Here is a 16051-nt window from a genome sequence, read left to right as displayed (position 1 = left end):
CAGATGTGGTTCTTCGGCACCGTGACGTCGAAGTCCGTGCCCGACACCCGGTCGGACCCCGGCTCGAGCACGACGTACGGCTCGTCGACGGGCGTGCCGTTGACCCGCAGTCGCCCGTCCGCTCCGCAGCAGGACACGTGGTCGCCCGGCAGCCCGATCACCCGCTTGATGAGGTCGTCGCCCTGCCCGGCGCTCAACCAGCCGCCCGGGTCCGTGAAGACGACGACGTCACCGCGCTGCAGCGAGACGACCCCGGGGACGAGCTCGTTGACGAGCACGCGGTCGCCGACCAGGAGCGTGTCCTCCATCGACTCGGACGGGATGTAGAACGACCGGACGAGGTAGGCCTTGACCAGGAACGACGCGAGCAGCGCGACCACCACGATGATCGCGAGGTCGCGGAGGAACCGCCACCCGCCCCGGCGCCGCTCCCCGCCACCCGTGGGGGTCTCGTCCCCCGCCGCGGCGGTCATCGGAGCCACTCCACCGGCGAGCTGGCGGACGGGCATCGATCAGAGCGGCGGGGCATCCACCCATCTTGGCCCGCAGTGTCGTGCCTCCGCCGACAGGACGCCGAGTGCGATGCCCACCATGCGCTTTGTTGACGCGTCACCGAAACGGGAGGACACTGGGCACATGAGCCCGCACGACCGCCTCGCCGCCGACACCGGGATGGGTGCGGTCACCCTCCGGGTCGCCGACCCCGACCGCATGACGGCCTTCTACACCGACGGGGTGCTGCTCTCGGTGTTGTCCCGCTCCGGCAGCCGGACGGTGCTCGGCCGCGGGACCGTCCCGGTCGTCGTGCTCGAGCACGCACCGGAGCTCCGGCACGCCGGCGCGCACGAGGCCGGGCTCTTCCACACCGCGGTGCTGTTCGACACCCGCGCCGACCTCGCCGCCGCACTGTGGTCCGTCGCGACCCGCTGGCCGGAGTCCTTCACCGGTAGTGCCGACCACCTCGTCAGCAACGCCTTCTACTTCCAGGACCCCGAGGGCAACGGGGTCGAGCTGTACTGGGACCGGGACCGCACCGAGTGGTCCTGGACGCACGGCTCCGTCGACATGGCCACCGTCTTCCTCGACCCGAACGCCTTCCTCCGCGAACACCTCACCCAGGACGCCGTCGACCACGCCGCGGGCCGTCCCGGACGGGTCGGCCACGTGCACCTGTCGGTGGGCGACGTCGGGACCGCGCGGGAGTTCTACGTCGACCGGCTCGGCTTCGACGCGACCGCCGGCTGGGGTGAGGCCCTGTTCGTGTCCGCGGGAGGCTACCACCACCACATGGCGATGAACACGTGGAACTCCCGCGGTGCGGGTCGGCGCCAGCTCGCGCTCGGGCTCGGCCTGGTGCGGATCGAGGTGCCGGGGGTCGACGACCTCGGCGCGCTCACCGAGCGGATGCACGACCACGGCGTGCAGACCGCAGACGACGGCCGGACGGTCGCGTTCGAGGACCCGTGGGCCAACCGCATCGAGGTCACCGCTCCCGGGCGCGGCTGAACCACCGGACCGTCCGCTCCGCCAGGATGGGCGCATGACTGACGACATCCGGTGGGAGGTGGTCGAGGAGAGCGCCCTGACGCTCGCCGACCACGAGGCGATCGCGGCCATGCTGGGGCAGGCGTTCCCGGACTGGTCGCACTGGTACGTGGGCGGACGCGACTACGCGGGCATGCAGCCCGAGCGACGCGTCGTCGGGCGGAACGCGGACGGCGTGGTCCTCGCGCACGTCGGCATCCGACGCATGTTCGTGACGGTCGGCGGACAGGACCTCCTGGTCGGCGACACCGGCATCGTCGCCGTCGCGCCACGGCTCCAGGGCACCGGCGTCGGCCGGGAGCTCATGGCCCGCACGCAGGCCGTGCTCGAGGGGCTGCGGGTGCCGTTCGGGTTCCTCGGCGCCGGCGAGGACCGGGTCCCGTTCTACGCCCGCGTCGGCTGGCACGAGCTCGACGGGGCGGTCGGGACGTTCTCGGCCTTCACCGCCGAGGGCGCCGGGCTGTCCGAGACGGAGCAGGGCGGCTGGATGGTGCTGCCCGTCGCGGCGCGGCTCGAGGACTGGCCGGCCGGGCCGATCATGCTCAACGGCCAACAGGTCTGAGCGCGACCGGCGAGACGGACGGGAGGCGCGGTGCCAGCTGGCACCGCGCCTCCCGTCCGTCAGGGGTGGACCGGACTCACGCCTCGACCGCGACCTTCTCCGGGTCCTCGTTGGAGCCCGGCGCGCTCGGCGAGACCGCGGCGCGCACGCGCGCGCCGAGGTCTGCGTCGACGTTCGTCCAGTAGGCGAAGACGCGCTCGCGCAGGTCGTCGCGGGTCACCTTCGACACGTGGCCGGCGATGTTGCCGACCAGGCGCTCGCGGGCCGCGTCGTCGAGGACCTCGCGGTAGAGCGTTCCGGCCTGCCCGAAGTCGTCGTCCTCGGGGTGCAGCGTGGCGGCGGAGCGCTGGAGCGCGCCGTCCGACTCCCAGCCGGGGGTCTCGTCGGTCGCGGCCGGGTCGGCGTGCGCACCGCCGAGCGAGTTCGGGGCGTACACCGGCACCTCGGACTTCTGGAAGTCGAAGCGCATGGCGCCGTCCTTCGAGTACGAGTGGACCTCGTTCTTCGGGGCGTTCACCGGCAGCTGCGCGTGGTTCGTGCCGACGCGGTAGCGGTGGGCGTCCGCGTAGCTGAAGATGCGCGCGAGGAGCATCTTGTCCGGGCTCGCCGCGATGCCGGGGACGAAGTTCGACGGGGCGAAGGTCGCCTGCTCGATCTGCGCGAAGTAGTTCTCCGGGTTGCGGTTCAGCTCGAGCTCGCCGACCTCGATGAGCGGGTAGTCGGCGTGCGGCCACACCTTCGTCAGGTCGAACGGGTTGAAGCGGTACGACTCGGCGTCAGCGTAGGGCATGACCTGCACCTTGAGCGTCCACTTCGGGTGGTCGCCGCGCTCGATCGCCGCGTACAGGTCGCGGATGTGGAAGTCGGCGTCCTCACCGGCGATGCGGTCGGCGTCCTCCTGTGTGAGCGTGCGGTGGCCCTGCTGGGTGATGAAGTGGTACTTCACCCAGAAGCGCTCGCCGGCGGCGTTGATCCACTGGTAGGTGTGCGAGCCGAAGCCGTCCATCTCGCGCCAGGACGCCGGGAGGCCGCGGTCACCCATGAGCCAGGTCACCTGGTGGGCCGACTCGGGCGAGAGCGTCCAGAAGTCCCACTGCATGTCGTGGTCGCGCAGGTGCGAGCCCGGCAGGCGCTTCTGCGAGCGGATGAAGTCCGGGAACTTGATGCCGTCGCGGATGAAGAAGACGGGGGTGTTGTTGCCGACGAGGTCGTAGTTGCCCTCCTCGGTGTAGAACTTCAGCGCGAAGCCGCGGGGGTCGCGCCAGGTGTCCGGGGAGCCCTGCTCGCCGGCGACGGACGAGAAGCGGGCGAGCGTCTCGGTCTGCTTGCCCGGCTGCAGGAACGCCGCGCGGGTGTACTGCGACACGTCGTGCGTGACCGTGAAGGTGCCGAACGCACCGCCGCCCTTGGCGTGGACGACCCGCTCCGGGACGCGCTCGCGGTTGAACTGGGCGAGCTTCTCGACCAGGTAGTGGTCGTGCAGGGCGAGCGGGCCGTCGGCGCCGACACCCAGGGAGTGCTGGTCGCTGGAGACCGGGGCCCCGCTGTTGGTCGTGGTGGTGGGGGTGCCGGCCGGCTGGCCGGTCGTCGTGTTCTGGTCGGACACGGTTCCTCCTCGCGTGGAACGGATCGGTTCGGTCAGGGGTGCTCGGGTTGCTCTCGGATCCCGGTTCGGAGCCGGGAAGGGGTTCGACTGCGGATCAGTCGGTGGCGGGCGCGCTGCCCGCGGGGGCGGCCGGGGTGGAGGGCGTGGCTGCGTGGCCGGCTCCGGGCACAGGCGCGGTTGCGTCGTCGTGCGTCGGATCGTCGTCGTGCTCGGCCGCCGCGCACCGCTGGCAGATCCCCCAGTAGGTGACCTCGGCGGTCGTCACCGCGAAGCCGTGCGTCTCGGACGGTGTCAGACACGGGGCGTGTCCGACCGCGCAGTCGACGTCCTCGATCGCGCCGCACATCGTGCAGACGATGTGGTGGTGGTTGTCCCCGGTCCGCCGCTCGTACCGCGCGGGACTGCCCGCTGGCTCGATGCGACGCACGAGGCCCACACCCGTCAGTGCCGCGAGGACGCCGTACACCGCCTGGTGGCTCGTGGTCGGCAGCTCGGCGGTGAGGGCGGTCACGATGTCGTCCGCCGTCGCGTGCGGCATCGACTCCGTCGCCCGGAGCACGGCGAGCCGCGGGGCGGTGACCCGGAGCCCGGCAGTCCGGAGGAGATCGACGTCGGCGTCCACCTTCAGCCTTTCTTTTGCAGCGATCAAGACAACTCGGCCACCCTAGCACCAGTCCACGGGCCGCGGCGAACCGAACGGTGCGGCATGACAGACGCAACACCAGTCGCCCCGCCCACGCTCCGGACCCGGCTCGCAGCCGAGACGGCAGGCACGTTCCTGCTCGTCTTCGCACTGATCGGAGCCGCGACCTCCACCGCTGTGTTCCCCGACGAACAGAACACCCTCGGCATCGGCCTGCTCGGTGTCGCACTCACCCTGGGACTGACCGTCATGATCGGCGCGAGCGCGTTCGGACCGGTCAGCGGCGGCCACTTCAACCCCGCCGTCACCGTCGGCCTGGCGGTCGCCGGACGCTTCCGGTGGGCCGACGTCGTGCCCTACGTGGTCGCCCAGTTCGTCGGCGGCACGCTCGGCGCCGGGGTGCTGCTACTCGTCGCGGGGCAGGGCGCCGACGGGTTCCTGCGGTCCACGCTCGACAGCGGGTTCGCCTCGAACGGCTACGGCGACCACAGCCCGGCCGGCTCCACCCTGCTCGGCGTCGCGATCGCCGAGACGGTCGCCACGGCGGTGTTCGTCACCGTGATCCTCCGCGTGACCGGACGCCGCGGCAGCCCCGTCCCGCCGCCCGTGGTGATCGGCGCGACCCTGACGATCCTGCTCCTCACCCTCATCCCCGTGTCGAACGCGTCGCTCAACCCGGCGCGCTCCTTCGCCACCGCGGTCTTCGCCGGGCCGGAGTGGCTCGCGCAGTGGTGGGCGTTCCTGGTGTTCCCCGTGCTCGGAGCCGTGCTCGCCGGCGTGGTCGCCCGGCTCCGCGCCCGCGCCTGACCTCCTCGGGCACGACCCGTCCAGGCCGAGCGGGTCGGACACCCCGGCAGCGGGTGTCCGATCCGCTCGGACACTCCGGCAGCGGGTGTCCGATCCGCTCGGACCTGAACCGGTTCTCATCGCCGGGGCACGCCGGGCGGCGTCCCGTCGACGGAGGATGGCTCCGGCAGCACGACCCGCAGGAGGCACCCCACGCCGTCGACACCCGAGTTCTGGAGCACCTGGCACCCCGACCCGCTCGCCGCGATCATGCTGCTCGTCGGCATCGCCGCCTACGGCTCGTGGCTCGTCGGCACGGTGCGCCGCGGGGTGCGCTGGCCCTGGTGGCGCACGGCGGCCTTCGTGCTCGCGCTGGTGCTGTTCGGCATCGCCCAGTTCGGCATCGTCGGCGTCTACGCCGAGCGGCTCCGCTGGGCGTTCGTGCTCCGGCTCGCCGTCCTCTTCTTCGCCGTCCCCACCTTCGCGGCCCTCGGCGCGCCCCTCTCGCTGCTCCGGACGGGAGGCCCGGATCGCCTCGCGCAGGTCGCCGACGTCGTCCTGCGGTCGCGTCCGGTGCGCCTCCTCGGCAACGCGATCGTGTCGCCGTTGATCGCCCTCGGGTTGTTCGCCGTCCTGCTCACCCCGCTCTCGGCGACCATCAGGACGTCACCGGTGTGGGCGGTCGCGATCACCGTGCTCGTGCCCGTGCTCGGCTTCGGGTTGCTCGCTCCCCTGTCGGAGCCCGGCGTGCTGCGGTCGTCCACGTTCGTGACGGCCGAGTTCCTGCTCGCGTTCGTGGAGCTGATGCTCGACGCCATCCCGGGCATCGTGCTGCGGATCACGAACCACGTGCTCGACGGGGCGACGACCGCCCTCGTCGGCAAGGCCTGGTACCCGTCTCCGCTGCAGGACCAGCACCTGGCCGGCGACCTGCTGTGGTTCATCGCCGAGGTGGCGGACATCCCCGTCCTCATCTCGCTGTTCATCCGGTGGCAGCGGACGGACCGCCGCGAGGCCCGCACCGTCGACGCGCTCACCGACGAGGAGATGGAGGCGCTCACGCGGGCGCACCTCGAGCGACGCGGCTGATCCGCCCCGGCGGACGGTGCCGGTCGGTCCTCTGGTTCGACGATGCACGTGTCGATCGACGCGTGTCTCGTCGCACGATGCGCCCGCATCTGGTCCGCGCGTCGTGGTCGACGGGACGCCTGGCGATCGACGGGTGTTTCGTCGCACCGGCGACTGGGCCCCGCGCCCGCGCCCGGCACCCGGCCCTCGGCGCCGGACTGCCCGCGCCGGCGCTCACCCCGGTCACCGACGACGACGAACGACGCCCCCGTTGTCGGACGACAACGGGGACGTCGTTCCGGAGCGACGGGGGCGTCGTTCCGGAACGACTGGGCCGGCCGGGGCGTCGTTCCGGAGCGACTGGGTCGGCTGCGGAGCCCTACGCGTCCGCGTGCCGCCCGTGGTGGTCGGTCGCGGCGAGCTCGGCCTCCGGGGTCTCCGGCGCGGGAGCGGCAGCGTGCACGCCGTGCCGCTCGCCCGGAGCCGGCTCCTGCCCCTGCCCCTGCGCCTGCGCCTGCCCCTGCGCCGCACCCTGGATCGCGACGGAGCCGGTCTGCTGCCAGGCGACGGTCTGCTTCGGCTTCGCGAGGAACAGCGCGGCGACGATCGCGACGACGAGCACCACGGCAGGCAGCACGAGCGACTGCCCCATGGCGGTCGCGAACGGCTGCTGCAGGAATCCCGGGAGCTTCCCGACCTGCTGCTCGGCGCCACCGGAGGACCCACCCGCACCGGACGGGAAGTTTGCGGTGATCCGAGCCTCGATCAGCGCGGCGATGCCCGCAGAACCGAGGACCGCACCGATCTGGCGCGTCGTGTTGTAGACGCCCGAACCCGCACCCGCGAGCTTCGGCGGGAGGTTGCGCGTCGCCGAGACGGACAGCGGGCCCCACATGCAGGCGTTCGCGAGCCCGAGCAGCGTCGACGGCAGGAGCACCCAGCCCCAGGCCGCGCCCGCGGCGAGCAGGGACCCGAACCAGAACAGCGCGCCGGAGAAGCAGGCGAGACCGAACGCGGCGACCCAGCGGAGGCTCCACCGGTTGAGGTTCTTGCCGACGAGCGGCGCGAGCCCCGCGGACAGCACGGCCTGCGGGACGAGCAGCAGCGCCGCCTGGGTCGGGCTGAAGGTGAGGACGTCCTGCGCCCAGAGCATGATCGGCAGCGCGAACGACGAGATCGCGACGCCCACCGACGTGATGGCGATGTTCGCGAGCGTGAAGTTGCGGTCCTTGAAGAGCCCGAGCGGCAGCAGCGGCTCGCCCTTCTGGACGCCCTGCCACACGACGAACCCGGCGAGCACGACGATGCCGGCGATGATCAGCGACCAGACGGAGATCGGCCCGGTGATGGTGCCCCAGTCGTAGGTCTCGCCCTCCTGGATGCCGAACACGAGCAGGAACATGCCCACCGCGCTCAGGACGATGCCGAGGTAGTCGAAGCGGTGGCCGTGCCGCTCGAACGACGGGACGAAGCGCTGCGCGAGCACGAAGGCGACGACACCGACGGGGACGTTCACGAAGAAGATCCACTCCCAGCCGAAGCCGTCGACGAGCAGACCGCCGACGATCGGACCCACGAGCGAGGCGACACCGGCGACGGCACCCCAGAGCCCCATCGCGGCGCCGCGGTTCTGCGGCGGGAAGATCCGAGTGATGACCGCCATCGTCTGCGGGGTCATCATCGCGGCACCGAGCCCCTGCACGACGCGGGCGAGGATGAGCACCTCGATCGACCCGGCGAGCCCGCACCACAGGCTCGACAGCGTGAACACCACGAGACCGGTCTGGTAGAGCACCTTCGGGCCGAACCGGTCGCCGAGCCGCCCGGTGATGAGCAGCGGGACGGCGTACGCGAGGAGGTAGGCGCTCGTCACCCAGATGACGGAGTTGATGTCGGCGTTCAGCTTCGCGGCGATGGTGGGGGTGGCGACCGACACGATGGTCGAGTCGACGAGGATCATGAAGAAGCCGACGACCAGCGCCCACAGGGCGGGCCACGGCTTCCTCTCGGTGCCCTCGGTGGTGGTCGGCGTCACGCCGGTGGTGGTCATCGCGTGGGTTCCTTCGTCTCGTCGTCTGCTGTGGTGGGGACGGCCGGGCCGTCCCAGGGGAGCTCGCCGCGCTCGATGCGGTCGGCGGTCGCAGAGATCCACTCGATCTGTGCGGTGAGCGTGGCACGGACGTACGACACGTCCAGCCAGAAGCGTTCTGCCAGGCGCTTGGCCTGGAGGCCCGTGGCGGCCTCGTCGTACTCCGCGCGTTGGGCGCGCAGTGCGTCGGCACGCGCTCGCAGGGCGGTCACCGCGTCGGTCACGGTCAGGTTGTCGACGTGGGAGAGCGCGAGCGGGAACTCGGGGTACTCGTCGGCCGGCTCCGCGACCATCCGGCGCAGGCCCTCCTCGAGCGCGGTCCGTCCGTGGTCGGTGATGGCGTAGGTCGTGCGCTCGGGCCGGTTGCCCTCGCGCGCGGTGCCGAGCGCCTCGGCGTACCCGAGTTCCACGAGCCGACCGATCTGGTGGTAGAGCGTGCTCGGCCGGACCTTGACGTTCTGGTCCTCGCGGCGGTGGAGCATCGTCTGGAACATCTCGTACGGGTGCATGGGCGCCTCGGCGAGGAGCCCGAGCGCGGAGAACGCGAGGGGTGTGAGCGACGCCATCCGTGCCTCCAGCCCGGTGTTCCGAAGCGATTATTCGACTTGGAACATACGCCTTGGACGAGTTCTGCACAAGCGGTCGGGCGCGGCGCGCCCGCCGCCTAGACTGTTCCCGTCCCACCCATCCCCGAAGTGCTGGAGTGAACACGTGCCAACGATCGTCGTCGAGGTCATGCCCAAGGCCGAGATCCTCGACCCGCAGGGCAAGGCGGTGGGCAACGCGCTCGCCCGCCTCGGCAAGTCCGACCTGACCAACGTCCGCATCGGCAAGCGCTTCGAGGTGACCGTCGACGGTCCGGTCGACGACGCGAAGCTGGCCGAGGTCCGCGAGATCGCGGCCGACGTCTTCTCGAACGCCGTCATCGAGGACGTCGTGTCCGTCACGGTCGAGGGCGCGTGACCTCGATGCGGATCGGCGTCATCACGTTCCCGGGCTCGCTCGACGACCGCGACGCCCAGCGCGCCGTCCGTCTCGCCGGTGCCGACCCCGTCGCCCTCTGGCACGGCGACCACGACCTGCAGGGCGTCGACGCGATCGTCCTCCCCGGCGGGTTCTCCTACGGCGACTACCTGCGCGCCGGCGCGATCGCCGCGAAGGCCCCGATCATGGCCGAGGTCATCGACGCCGCCGGCAAGGGCATGCCCGTGCTCGGCATCTGCAACGGCTTCCAGATGCTCGCCGAGGCCCGTCTCGTGCCCGGCGCGCACACCCGCAATGCGCACCAGCAGTTCATCCGGCGCGACCAGAAGCTCCGCGTCGAGACGACCTCGACGGCGTGGACGTCCGGCTTCGAGCCGCAGCAGGAGATCACCATCCCGTTGAAGAACGCCGACGGCCGCTTCGTCGCTGACGCCGACGAGATCAAGCGCATCGAGGACAACGGCCAGGTCGTGTTCCGCTACGTCGGCGTGAACCCGAACGGGTCGATCGACGACATCGCGGGCGTCTCGAACGAGCGCGGCAACGTCGTCGGCCTCATGCCGCACCCCGAGCACGCGACGGAGCCCGGGTTCGGCCCGGACACCCCCGCGGCGATGGCCTCCGGCACGGACGGCCTCACCTTCTTCACCTCCGTGATCGAGTCGACGCTCGTCAAGTGACGGGGACCACGACTCCAGTGCCCACGACTCCAGTGACAGGGAACGACACCACCGTGACGACTTCCGTTCGCCCGAAGCCCGACACCGTCCAGGACGCCGCCGCGACGCCCGACAAGGAGCAGCCGTACGAGGCGCTCGGGCTCAAGGCCGACGAGTACGCCCGCATCAAGGAGATCCTCGGCCGCCGCCCCACCTCGGGCGAGCTGGCGATGTACTCCGTCATGTGGTCGGAGCACTGCTCGTACAAGTCGAGCAAGAACTACCTCCGGCAGTTCGGCCGGAAGGTCACGCCGGAGATGACGAAGAACCTCATGGTCGGCATGGGCGAGAACGCCGGCGTCGTCGACATCGGCAACGGGTGGGCGGTGACCTTCAAGGTCGAGTCGCACAACCACCCTTCCTACGTCGAGCCGTACCAGGGCGCCGCGACCGGCGTCGGCGGCATCGTCCGCGACATCATCTCGATGGGTGCCCGCCCGGTCGCCGTGATGGACCAGCTCCGGTTCGGCGCGATCGACCACGAGGACACGCAGCGCGTCGTGCACGGCGTCGTCGGCGGCATCTCGTTCTACGGCAACTGCCTCGGTCTGCCGAACATCGGCGGCGAGACCTACTTCGACCCGGTGTACCAGGGGAACCCGCTCGTCAACGCGCTCGCGGTCGGTGTCCTCCGGCACGAGGACCTCCACCTCGCGAACGCGTCGGGCGCGGGCAACAAGGTCGTGCTCTTCGGTGCCCGCACGGGTGGCGACGGCATCGGCGGCGCCTCGATCCTCGCGTCGGACACCTTCACCGAGGGCGGCCCGACGAAGCGTCCGGCCGTGCAGGTCGGCGACCCGTTCGCCGAGAAGGTCCTCATCGAGTGCTGCCTCGAGCTCTTCCAGAAGGAGCTCGTCGAGGGCATCCAGGACCTCGGGGCCGCGGGCATCTCCTGCGCGACCTCGGAGCTCGCGTCGAACGGTGACGGCGGCATGCACATCTCGCTCGACGACGTCCTGCTGCGCGACCCCACGCTCACCGCCGAGGAGATCCTCATGTCGGAGAGCCAGGAGCGCATGATGGCGGTCGTCCGCCCCGAGAAGCTCGACGAGTTCCTCGCGGTCGTCCGCAAGTGGGAGGTCGAGACGAGCGTCCTCGGCGAGGTCACCGGAACCGGCCGCCTCGTCATCGACTGGCAGGGTCAGGAGATCGTCAACGTCGACCCGCGCACCGTCGCGGTCGACGGACCCGTCTACGACCGTCCGGTCGCGTACCCGACGTGGATCGACGCGCTGCAGTCGGACACCGCCGCCGCCCTCGACCGTCCCGCCGACGGCCCGGCGCTCAAGGCGCAGTTCCTCCAGCTGCTCGGATCGCCGAACCTCGCGTCGAAGAACTGGGTCACGAACCAGTACGACACCTACGTCCTCGGCAACACGGCGCTGTCCTTCCCCGACGACGGCGGCATGATCCGCGTCGACGAGGAGACCGGGCTCGGCGTCACGATCGCCACCGACGCCAACGGCCGGTACTGCCAGCTCGACCCGAAGCAGGGTGCGCGTCTGGCGCTGGCCGAGGCCTACCGGAACGTCGCGGTCACGGGCGCGGTCCCGGCTGCGGTCACCGACTGCCTGAACTTCGGGTCGCCGGAGAACCCCGAGGTCATGTGGCAGTTCTCCCAGGCCGTCGAGGGCCTCGCGGACGGCTGCATGGAGCTCGGGATCCCGGTCACCGGTGGCAACGTGTCGTTCTACAACCAGACCGGCACCACCCCGATCCACCCGACCCCCGTGGTCGGTGTCCTCGGGATCATCGACGACGTCGCGCTGCGCGTCCCGTCGGGCTGGCAGGACGACGGTCACAACGTCTACCTGCTCGGCACGACCTCGCTCGAGCTCGACGGGTCCGCCTGGGCCGGCACCGTGCACGGCCACCTCGGTGGGCGTCCGCCGGCGGTCGACCTGGCGCAGGAGAAGGCGCTCGCCGACCTGCTGCACGCCGCCGCGAACGAGCAGCTGCTGACGAGCGCGCACGACCTCGCGGACGGCGGTCTCGGCCAGTCGCTCGCCGAGTCCGTCCTGCGCTTCGGCATCGGCGCCCGGGTCGTCCTCGACGAGCTCGAGTCCCGCGACGGCGTCGACACGGCGACGGCCCTGTTCTCGGAGTCCACGGGTCGTGTCATCGTGACCGTCCGCCGCGAGGACGACGTCCGCTTCCAGGGCCTCTGCGAGGGCCGGGGCTTCCCGGTGCTCCGCATCGGCGTGACGGACGCGACGAGCGGTTCGCTCGAGGTGCAGGGTGCCTTCGAGGCGACGATCGACGAGCTCCGCGGCACGCACGCGGCGACGCTCCCGGCCGTCTTCGGCGAGGTGATCACCGAGGACGTCACCGAGGGCTACGTCGGTCGCGGTCCGCTCGACGACCACGGGTCGTTCTCGCCGCGGGCCGACTCCTGAGCGGGCCGGATCGCGCCGCGGTGACGACGGGCGTCTGCTGATGCCCGTCGTCACCCTGCCGTTCCAGGAGCTCGTCGACCGATTCGGCCCGGTGCCGGACGGTGTCGAGCTCGCCGTGTGGGACGTCGAGCAGCCGTTCGAGCGACCGGACGAGGTGGCGATCACCCTCCTGCCGTTCTACTTCGGCGGTCGGCACCGCTGGCAGTTCGTCCACGACCTGCCGAACCTCGAGCTCCTGCAGCTCCCGAGCGCCGGCTACGAGCACGCCGTCCCGCACGTCCCTGGGCACGCACTGCTCGCGAACGGGCGCGGCATCCACGACGACGAGACCGCCGAGCTCGCCGTCGGCCTGGCGTTGACGAGCCTCCGGGAGCTCGGGGCGTTCCAGGCCGACCGGGCGAACGGCGTCTGGGATGCCCGGACGACGCGGTCCCTCGCCGACCGTCGGGTCACGGTCGTCGGGTACGGCGCGATCGGGTCCGCGATCGCGACCCGGTTCGAGGCGTTCCGCACCGAGGTCACGGTCGTCGCGCGGACGGCTCGCGAGCAGGACGGCCGGCAGGTGCACGGCTTCGACGAGCTGCCTGCCCTGGCACCGACGACCGACGTGCTCGTGCTCATCACGCCGCTGACGCACGAGACCGAACGGCTGGTGGACGCAGACCTCCTCGCGACGCTGCCGGACGGCGCGCTCGTGGTGAACGTGGCCCGTGGCAAGGTCGTCGACACCGACGCCCTCGTCGCCGAGCTGGCGTCCGGTCGTCTGTCGGCGGCGCTCGACGTCACCGATCCCGAACCGCTGCCGGCGGGTCACCCGCTCTGGACGACGCCGAACACGGTGCTCACGCCGCACGTCGGCGGGAACACCGACCTCAGCGTCCCGCGGTCGATCGAGCTGATGCGCCGGCAGGTCGAGGCGTTCGCCGCGGGCCAGCCCTTCGAGAACGTGATCGACCCGTCGACGACATGATCGGGCGCTGACCGTCGTGGTCCGGCGACGGCGCTCCGTCAGGTGATCGGCAGGGCCATGCCGAGGCTCGGGGCGACGTCGACGAACCCGAGTGACCGGTAGAGGCGCTGACCGGGCGGGTCCCCCACGAGGGTGATGTACGCACCCTCCGGGGCCCGCGACCGGATGTCGTCGACGAGCCACTGCACGACGGCGCGCCCGATGCCGTGCCGCTGGTGCGCCGGGTCGGTGGCGATGTCCGCGATGTGGAAGTACCAGCCACCGTCACCGATCGCCCGCCCCATGGCCACGACCGCTCCCGCCGCGTCGACGACGTGGCACGCGGTCCAGCTGCCGGCGATCGCCCCGGCCCCCTGCTCGGCGTCCTTCGGCGTCAGCCCGGCGTCGCGGCGCAGCCGCAGGTAGTCGGTGAGCGGCGGCGGGCCGCTGACGAGGGTGTACGACGCGTCCATGCACCCAGTCTGGCCGACCCCGGTGACGTGCGCCGTGCCTCCCGTCCGCAATGGGGACCGCGTGCCGCTCGTTCAGAGCGGGACGACGCAGGTGGGCGTGCCCACCGGGATCTGCGCGACGGCCGCGCCCGGGACGCCGTCGTCACCGATCGGCAGCACCGCCACGGCGTCCGACATCTGGTTCGCGACGAGCAGGTGGCCCGGCACCCGGGCGAAGTGCCGTGGCCAGGTGCCTCCGGACGGGGCCGACCCGATGACCGACAGCCCGCCGTCGGCAGCGTCGAGCACGACCACGAGGTCCCGACCGCGGACGGCGACGTACACGCGTCCGGCATGGTCGACCTCGATGTGGCTGAGGAGCGACTCCCCGACCTCGCCCGAGAAGGTCGGCGCGACCGCCACGACGGCGAACGAACCCGACGCGTCCCGCCGGAGCCGGTGCACACGACCGTCGAGCTCCCCCGCGACGATGAGGTCGCCGTCGTACCAGGCCATGTGTCGCGGCCCCGCGCCCGGCGCGACGTGGTGCACGCCCACCCGGGCGAACGTCGGCCCCGGCTCGATCCGGAACTCGTGCAACGCGTCCCCGCCGAGGTCGGCGACGAGGAACGTGCCGTCCGGCGTGGCGACGGACTGGTGGGCGTGCGGGCCCTCCTGGCGGTCCTCGTCGGGCCCGATCACATCGGGCAGCACCTCGGTCGCGACGGCGGCGTCCGGCACGACGATCCGGTCGGCGGATCCGTGCGTCCCGACCACGCCGTCGCTCGCGAGGACCGACGCAGCGTACGACTCGGCCTGTTCGAGGGAGATCGCGGTGACCGTCCCGGACACGTAGTTCGTGACGACGAGCGTGCCCGACGGGTCGACGCGGACGTGGCAGGGAGCGTCACCACCGGCGGGGGCGTCCCACAGGTGTTCGAGGCCGGCGGCCGTCCGGCGGAAGGCGGCGACGCTGCCCGGGGCCGTCTCGGACACGGCGTAGACCCGGTCGCCGGAGACGGCGAGGAACGACGGGTCGTCGAGCACGGCCACGGTGGTCGCCGTCCCGCCCTGGACGAGGGAGATGCCGGTCGCGGTGCCGCCCCCGGTCGCGGTGTAGCTCCCGACGAGCAGGTCGGGGAGGTCGGGCAGTCCGTCGCTCACTCGTCGCCGCCGGCGATGCGCTCGTGGTGGTGGATGACCTCGGCTACGATGAAGTTCAGGAACTTCTCCGCGAAGGCGGGGTCGAGCCGCGCCTCCGCCGCGAGGGACCGCAGTCGGGCGACCTGCACCTGCTCACGCGCCGTGTCCGCTGCCGGCATGCCCGCGGCGGCCTTGAGGTACCCGACCCGCTGCGTGTACTTGAAGCGCTCGGCGAGCATGTGGATGACGGCGGCGTCGATGTTGTCGATGCTCTGCCGGATGCTCTGCAGTTCGGCGACCGCCTCGTGGTCGTACGGCACGGCGGTGTCCTGGTCGCTCATGCCCCGAGCCTAACGGCCGCCCCGGGACACCACGTGTCGGTTACGTCGTCCGGACCTGCGAGAATGGGCGCATGTCGGCTCTGCTCGTGATCTCGGGTGTGTGCGCGGTCGTGGCGGGTCTCGTCCACGGGTACATCTTCTTCCTCGAGTCCATCGCGTGGACGAGCCCGCGGGTCCGCCGGATCTTCGGCATCGCGAACGAAGCCGATGCCCTCGCCACCCGGGCGCTCGCGTTCAACCAGGGGTTCTACAACCTGTTCCTCGCGATCGGGGCGATCATCGGGGTCGTCCTCGTCGTGGCCGGGAACGGGCAGGTCGGGTGGCCGATCACCGTCTTCGCGACCGCGTCGATGCTCGGGGCCGCCGTGGTGCTGCTCGGGACGGGTCGGCGCTACCTCAACGCGGCGTTCGTGCAGGGTTCGTTGCCGCTCATCTCGCTGCTGTTCGCGCTGCTCGGGTCCACGTTCGGCGCCTGAGGCGGGGGGCTCGGGTCGGGAACGTCGACCACGAGCGAACCGACCCATCACGCGTGCAGTAGGAAGCCGGAACGCTCGTCGGCAACCGGAACGAACGACCTCCTACGAGCGGAACAGCCAACCACGAGCGCAACGACCCACCACCCGCACGCCCGCACACCACGGCCCGCACGGCCATGGCGAGGCTCGGGTCGGGAACGTCGACCACGAGCGAACCAACCCATCACGCGTGCAGTAGGAGGCTGGAACGCTCGTCGGCAACCGGAACGAACGACCTCCTACGAGCGGAACA

The 16051-nt window shown here is 71.5% G+C and carries 17 protein-coding genes; 9 read left to right on the top strand and 8 right to left on the bottom strand.

Annotated elements, in window-relative coordinates; translation table 11 throughout:
- A partial coding sequence (gene lepB, locus Csp2054_RS14095) for a signal peptidase I (RefSeq protein ID WP_096900088.1) occupies positions 1-473 on the bottom strand: 473 nt, incomplete at its 3' end.
- A 163-nt stretch (positions 474-636) separates the two neighbouring features.
- On the opposite strand from lepB, the gene Csp2054_RS14090 reads away from it, so the two are divergent.
- Positions 637-1506 (top strand): VOC family protein, encoded by an 870-nt coding sequence (locus Csp2054_RS14090; protein ID WP_255252760.1) that lies wholly within the window; start codon positions 637-639, stop codon positions 1504-1506.
- 34 nt (positions 1507-1540) lie between these two features.
- On the top strand, positions 1541-2107 hold the full coding sequence (locus Csp2054_RS14085) for a GNAT family N-acetyltransferase (RefSeq protein WP_096900087.1): 567 nt from the start codon (positions 1541-1543) through the stop codon (positions 2105-2107).
- A gap of 76 nt (positions 2108-2183) precedes the next feature.
- On the opposite strand, the gene Csp2054_RS14080 is transcribed toward Csp2054_RS14085, so the two are convergent.
- Positions 2184-3713, bottom strand: coding sequence for a catalase (locus tag Csp2054_RS14080; protein WP_096900086.1), 1530 nt, complete (start codon positions 3711-3713; stop codon positions 2184-2186).
- A gap of 94 nt (positions 3714-3807) precedes the next feature.
- Positions 3808-4335 carry a Fur family transcriptional regulator gene (locus tag Csp2054_RS14075; protein WP_255252759.1) on the bottom strand — a complete coding sequence of 176 codons (528 nt, stop codon included), beginning with the start codon at positions 4333-4335 and terminating at the stop codon, positions 3808-3810.
- 84 nt (positions 4336-4419) lie between these two features.
- Here Csp2054_RS14075 and Csp2054_RS14070 point away from each other — a divergent pair, with 84 nt between their 5' ends.
- Positions 4420-5163 carry an aquaporin gene (locus Csp2054_RS14070; RefSeq protein ID WP_096900085.1) on the top strand — a complete coding sequence of 248 codons (744 nt, stop codon included), beginning with the start codon at positions 4420-4422 and terminating at the stop codon, positions 5161-5163.
- 249 nt (positions 5164-5412) lie between these two features.
- On the top strand, positions 5413-6231 hold the full coding sequence (locus Csp2054_RS14065; protein WP_096900084.1) for a cytochrome c oxidase assembly protein: 819 nt from the start codon (positions 5413-5415) through the stop codon (positions 6229-6231).
- Positions 6232-6589: 358 nt separating this feature from the next.
- Here Csp2054_RS14065 and Csp2054_RS14060 read toward each other — a convergent pair whose 3' ends face one another.
- Positions 6590-8260 carry a DHA2 family efflux MFS transporter permease subunit gene (locus tag Csp2054_RS14060; RefSeq protein ID WP_255252758.1) on the bottom strand — a complete coding sequence of 557 codons (1671 nt, stop codon included), beginning with the start codon at positions 8258-8260 and terminating at the stop codon, positions 6590-6592.
- Positions 8257-8865, bottom strand: a complete 609-nt coding sequence (locus Csp2054_RS14055; RefSeq protein WP_096900083.1) for a PadR family transcriptional regulator — start codon at positions 8863-8865, stop codon at positions 8257-8259. The genes Csp2054_RS14060 and Csp2054_RS14055 overlap by 4 nt, the downstream gene beginning before the upstream one ends.
- Before the next feature lie 145 nt (positions 8866-9010).
- Here Csp2054_RS14055 and purS point away from each other — a divergent pair, with 145 nt between their 5' ends.
- Genes purS through Csp2054_RS14035 form a run of 4 tightly spaced genes read left to right on the top strand, consistent with a single transcriptional unit; the run spans position 9011 to position 13368 of the window.
- Positions 9011-9262 carry a phosphoribosylformylglycinamidine synthase subunit PurS gene (purS, locus tag Csp2054_RS14050; protein WP_096900082.1) on the top strand — a complete coding sequence of 84 codons (252 nt, stop codon included), beginning with the start codon at positions 9011-9013 and terminating at the stop codon, positions 9260-9262.
- Positions 9263-9267: 5 nt separating this feature from the next.
- Entirely contained in the window at positions 9268-9963 is a 696-nt protein-coding gene (gene purQ / locus Csp2054_RS14045; RefSeq protein ID WP_096900092.1) for a phosphoribosylformylglycinamidine synthase subunit PurQ, read from the top strand.
- A gap of 53 nt (positions 9964-10016) precedes the next feature.
- Positions 10017-12398, top strand: coding sequence for a phosphoribosylformylglycinamidine synthase subunit PurL (purL, locus tag Csp2054_RS14040; protein ID WP_255252757.1), 2382 nt, complete (start codon positions 10017-10019; stop codon positions 12396-12398).
- A 40-nt stretch (positions 12399-12438) separates the two neighbouring features.
- Entirely contained in the window at positions 12439-13368 is a 930-nt protein-coding gene (locus Csp2054_RS14035) for a 2-hydroxyacid dehydrogenase (protein ID WP_096900080.1), read from the top strand.
- A 38-nt stretch (positions 13369-13406) separates the two neighbouring features.
- On the opposite strand, the gene Csp2054_RS14030 is transcribed toward Csp2054_RS14035, so the two are convergent.
- The 3 genes from Csp2054_RS14030 to Csp2054_RS14020 form a co-directional block, all read right to left on the bottom strand.
- Complete coding sequence (locus tag Csp2054_RS14030) at positions 13407-13820, bottom strand: GNAT family N-acetyltransferase (protein WP_096900079.1); 414 nt, start codon at positions 13818-13820, stop codon at positions 13407-13409.
- A 72-nt stretch (positions 13821-13892) separates the two neighbouring features.
- Positions 13893-14963 (bottom strand): lactonase family protein, encoded by a 1071-nt coding sequence (locus Csp2054_RS14025; RefSeq protein ID WP_096900078.1) that lies wholly within the window; start codon positions 14961-14963, stop codon positions 13893-13895.
- Entirely contained in the window at positions 14960-15283 is a 324-nt protein-coding gene (locus tag Csp2054_RS14020) for a chorismate mutase (protein WP_096900077.1), read from the bottom strand. The genes Csp2054_RS14025 and Csp2054_RS14020 overlap by 4 nt, the downstream gene beginning before the upstream one ends.
- Positions 15284-15354: 71 nt before the next feature.
- Between Csp2054_RS14020 and Csp2054_RS14015 the strand changes: the two genes are divergently transcribed.
- Positions 15355-15759, top strand: coding sequence for a DUF1304 domain-containing protein (locus Csp2054_RS14015; protein ID WP_176491724.1), 405 nt, complete (start codon positions 15355-15357; stop codon positions 15757-15759).
- Positions 15760-16051: the final 292 nt, after the last annotated feature.

It is taken from the genome of Curtobacterium sp. 'Ferrero', from assembly GCF_002412165.1.
GTDB lineage: Bacteria > Actinomycetota > Actinomycetes > Actinomycetales > Microbacteriaceae > Curtobacterium.
Note: the sequence above shows the minus strand (reverse complement) of the source record. Positions and strands in the feature narration are given on the sequence as shown.

Coding starts and splice junctions, on each gene's coding strand:
- Csp2054_RS14090 (WP_255252760.1), top strand. CDS start 637: ATGAGCCCGCACGACCGCCTCGCCGCCGACACCGGGATGGGTGCGGTC.
- Csp2054_RS14085 (WP_096900087.1), top strand. CDS start 1,541: ATGACTGACGACATCCGGTGGGAGGTGGTCGAGGAGAGCGCCCTGACG.
- Csp2054_RS14070 (WP_096900085.1), top strand. CDS start 4,420: ATGACAGACGCAACACCAGTCGCCCCGCCCACGCTCCGGACCCGGCTC.
- Csp2054_RS14065 (WP_096900084.1), top strand. CDS start 5,413: ATGCTGCTCGTCGGCATCGCCGCCTACGGCTCGTGGCTCGTCGGCACG.
- Csp2054_RS14060 (WP_255252758.1), bottom strand. CDS start 8,260: ATGACCACCACCGGCGTGACGCCGACCACCACCGAGGGCACCGAGAGG.
- Csp2054_RS14055 (WP_096900083.1), bottom strand. CDS start 8,865: ATGGCGTCGCTCACACCCCTCGCGTTCTCCGCGCTCGGGCTCCTCGCC.
- purQ (WP_096900092.1), top strand. CDS start 9,268: ATGCGGATCGGCGTCATCACGTTCCCGGGCTCGCTCGACGACCGCGAC.
- Csp2054_RS14035 (WP_096900080.1), top strand. CDS start 12,439: ATGCCCGTCGTCACCCTGCCGTTCCAGGAGCTCGTCGACCGATTCGGC.
- Csp2054_RS14030 (WP_096900079.1), bottom strand. CDS start 13,820: ATGGACGCGTCGTACACCCTCGTCAGCGGCCCGCCGCCGCTCACCGAC.
- Csp2054_RS14020 (WP_096900077.1), bottom strand. CDS start 15,283: ATGAGCGACCAGGACACCGCCGTGCCGTACGACCACGAGGCGGTCGCC.
- Csp2054_RS14015 (WP_176491724.1), top strand. CDS start 15,355: ATGTCGGCTCTGCTCGTGATCTCGGGTGTGTGCGCGGTCGTGGCGGGT.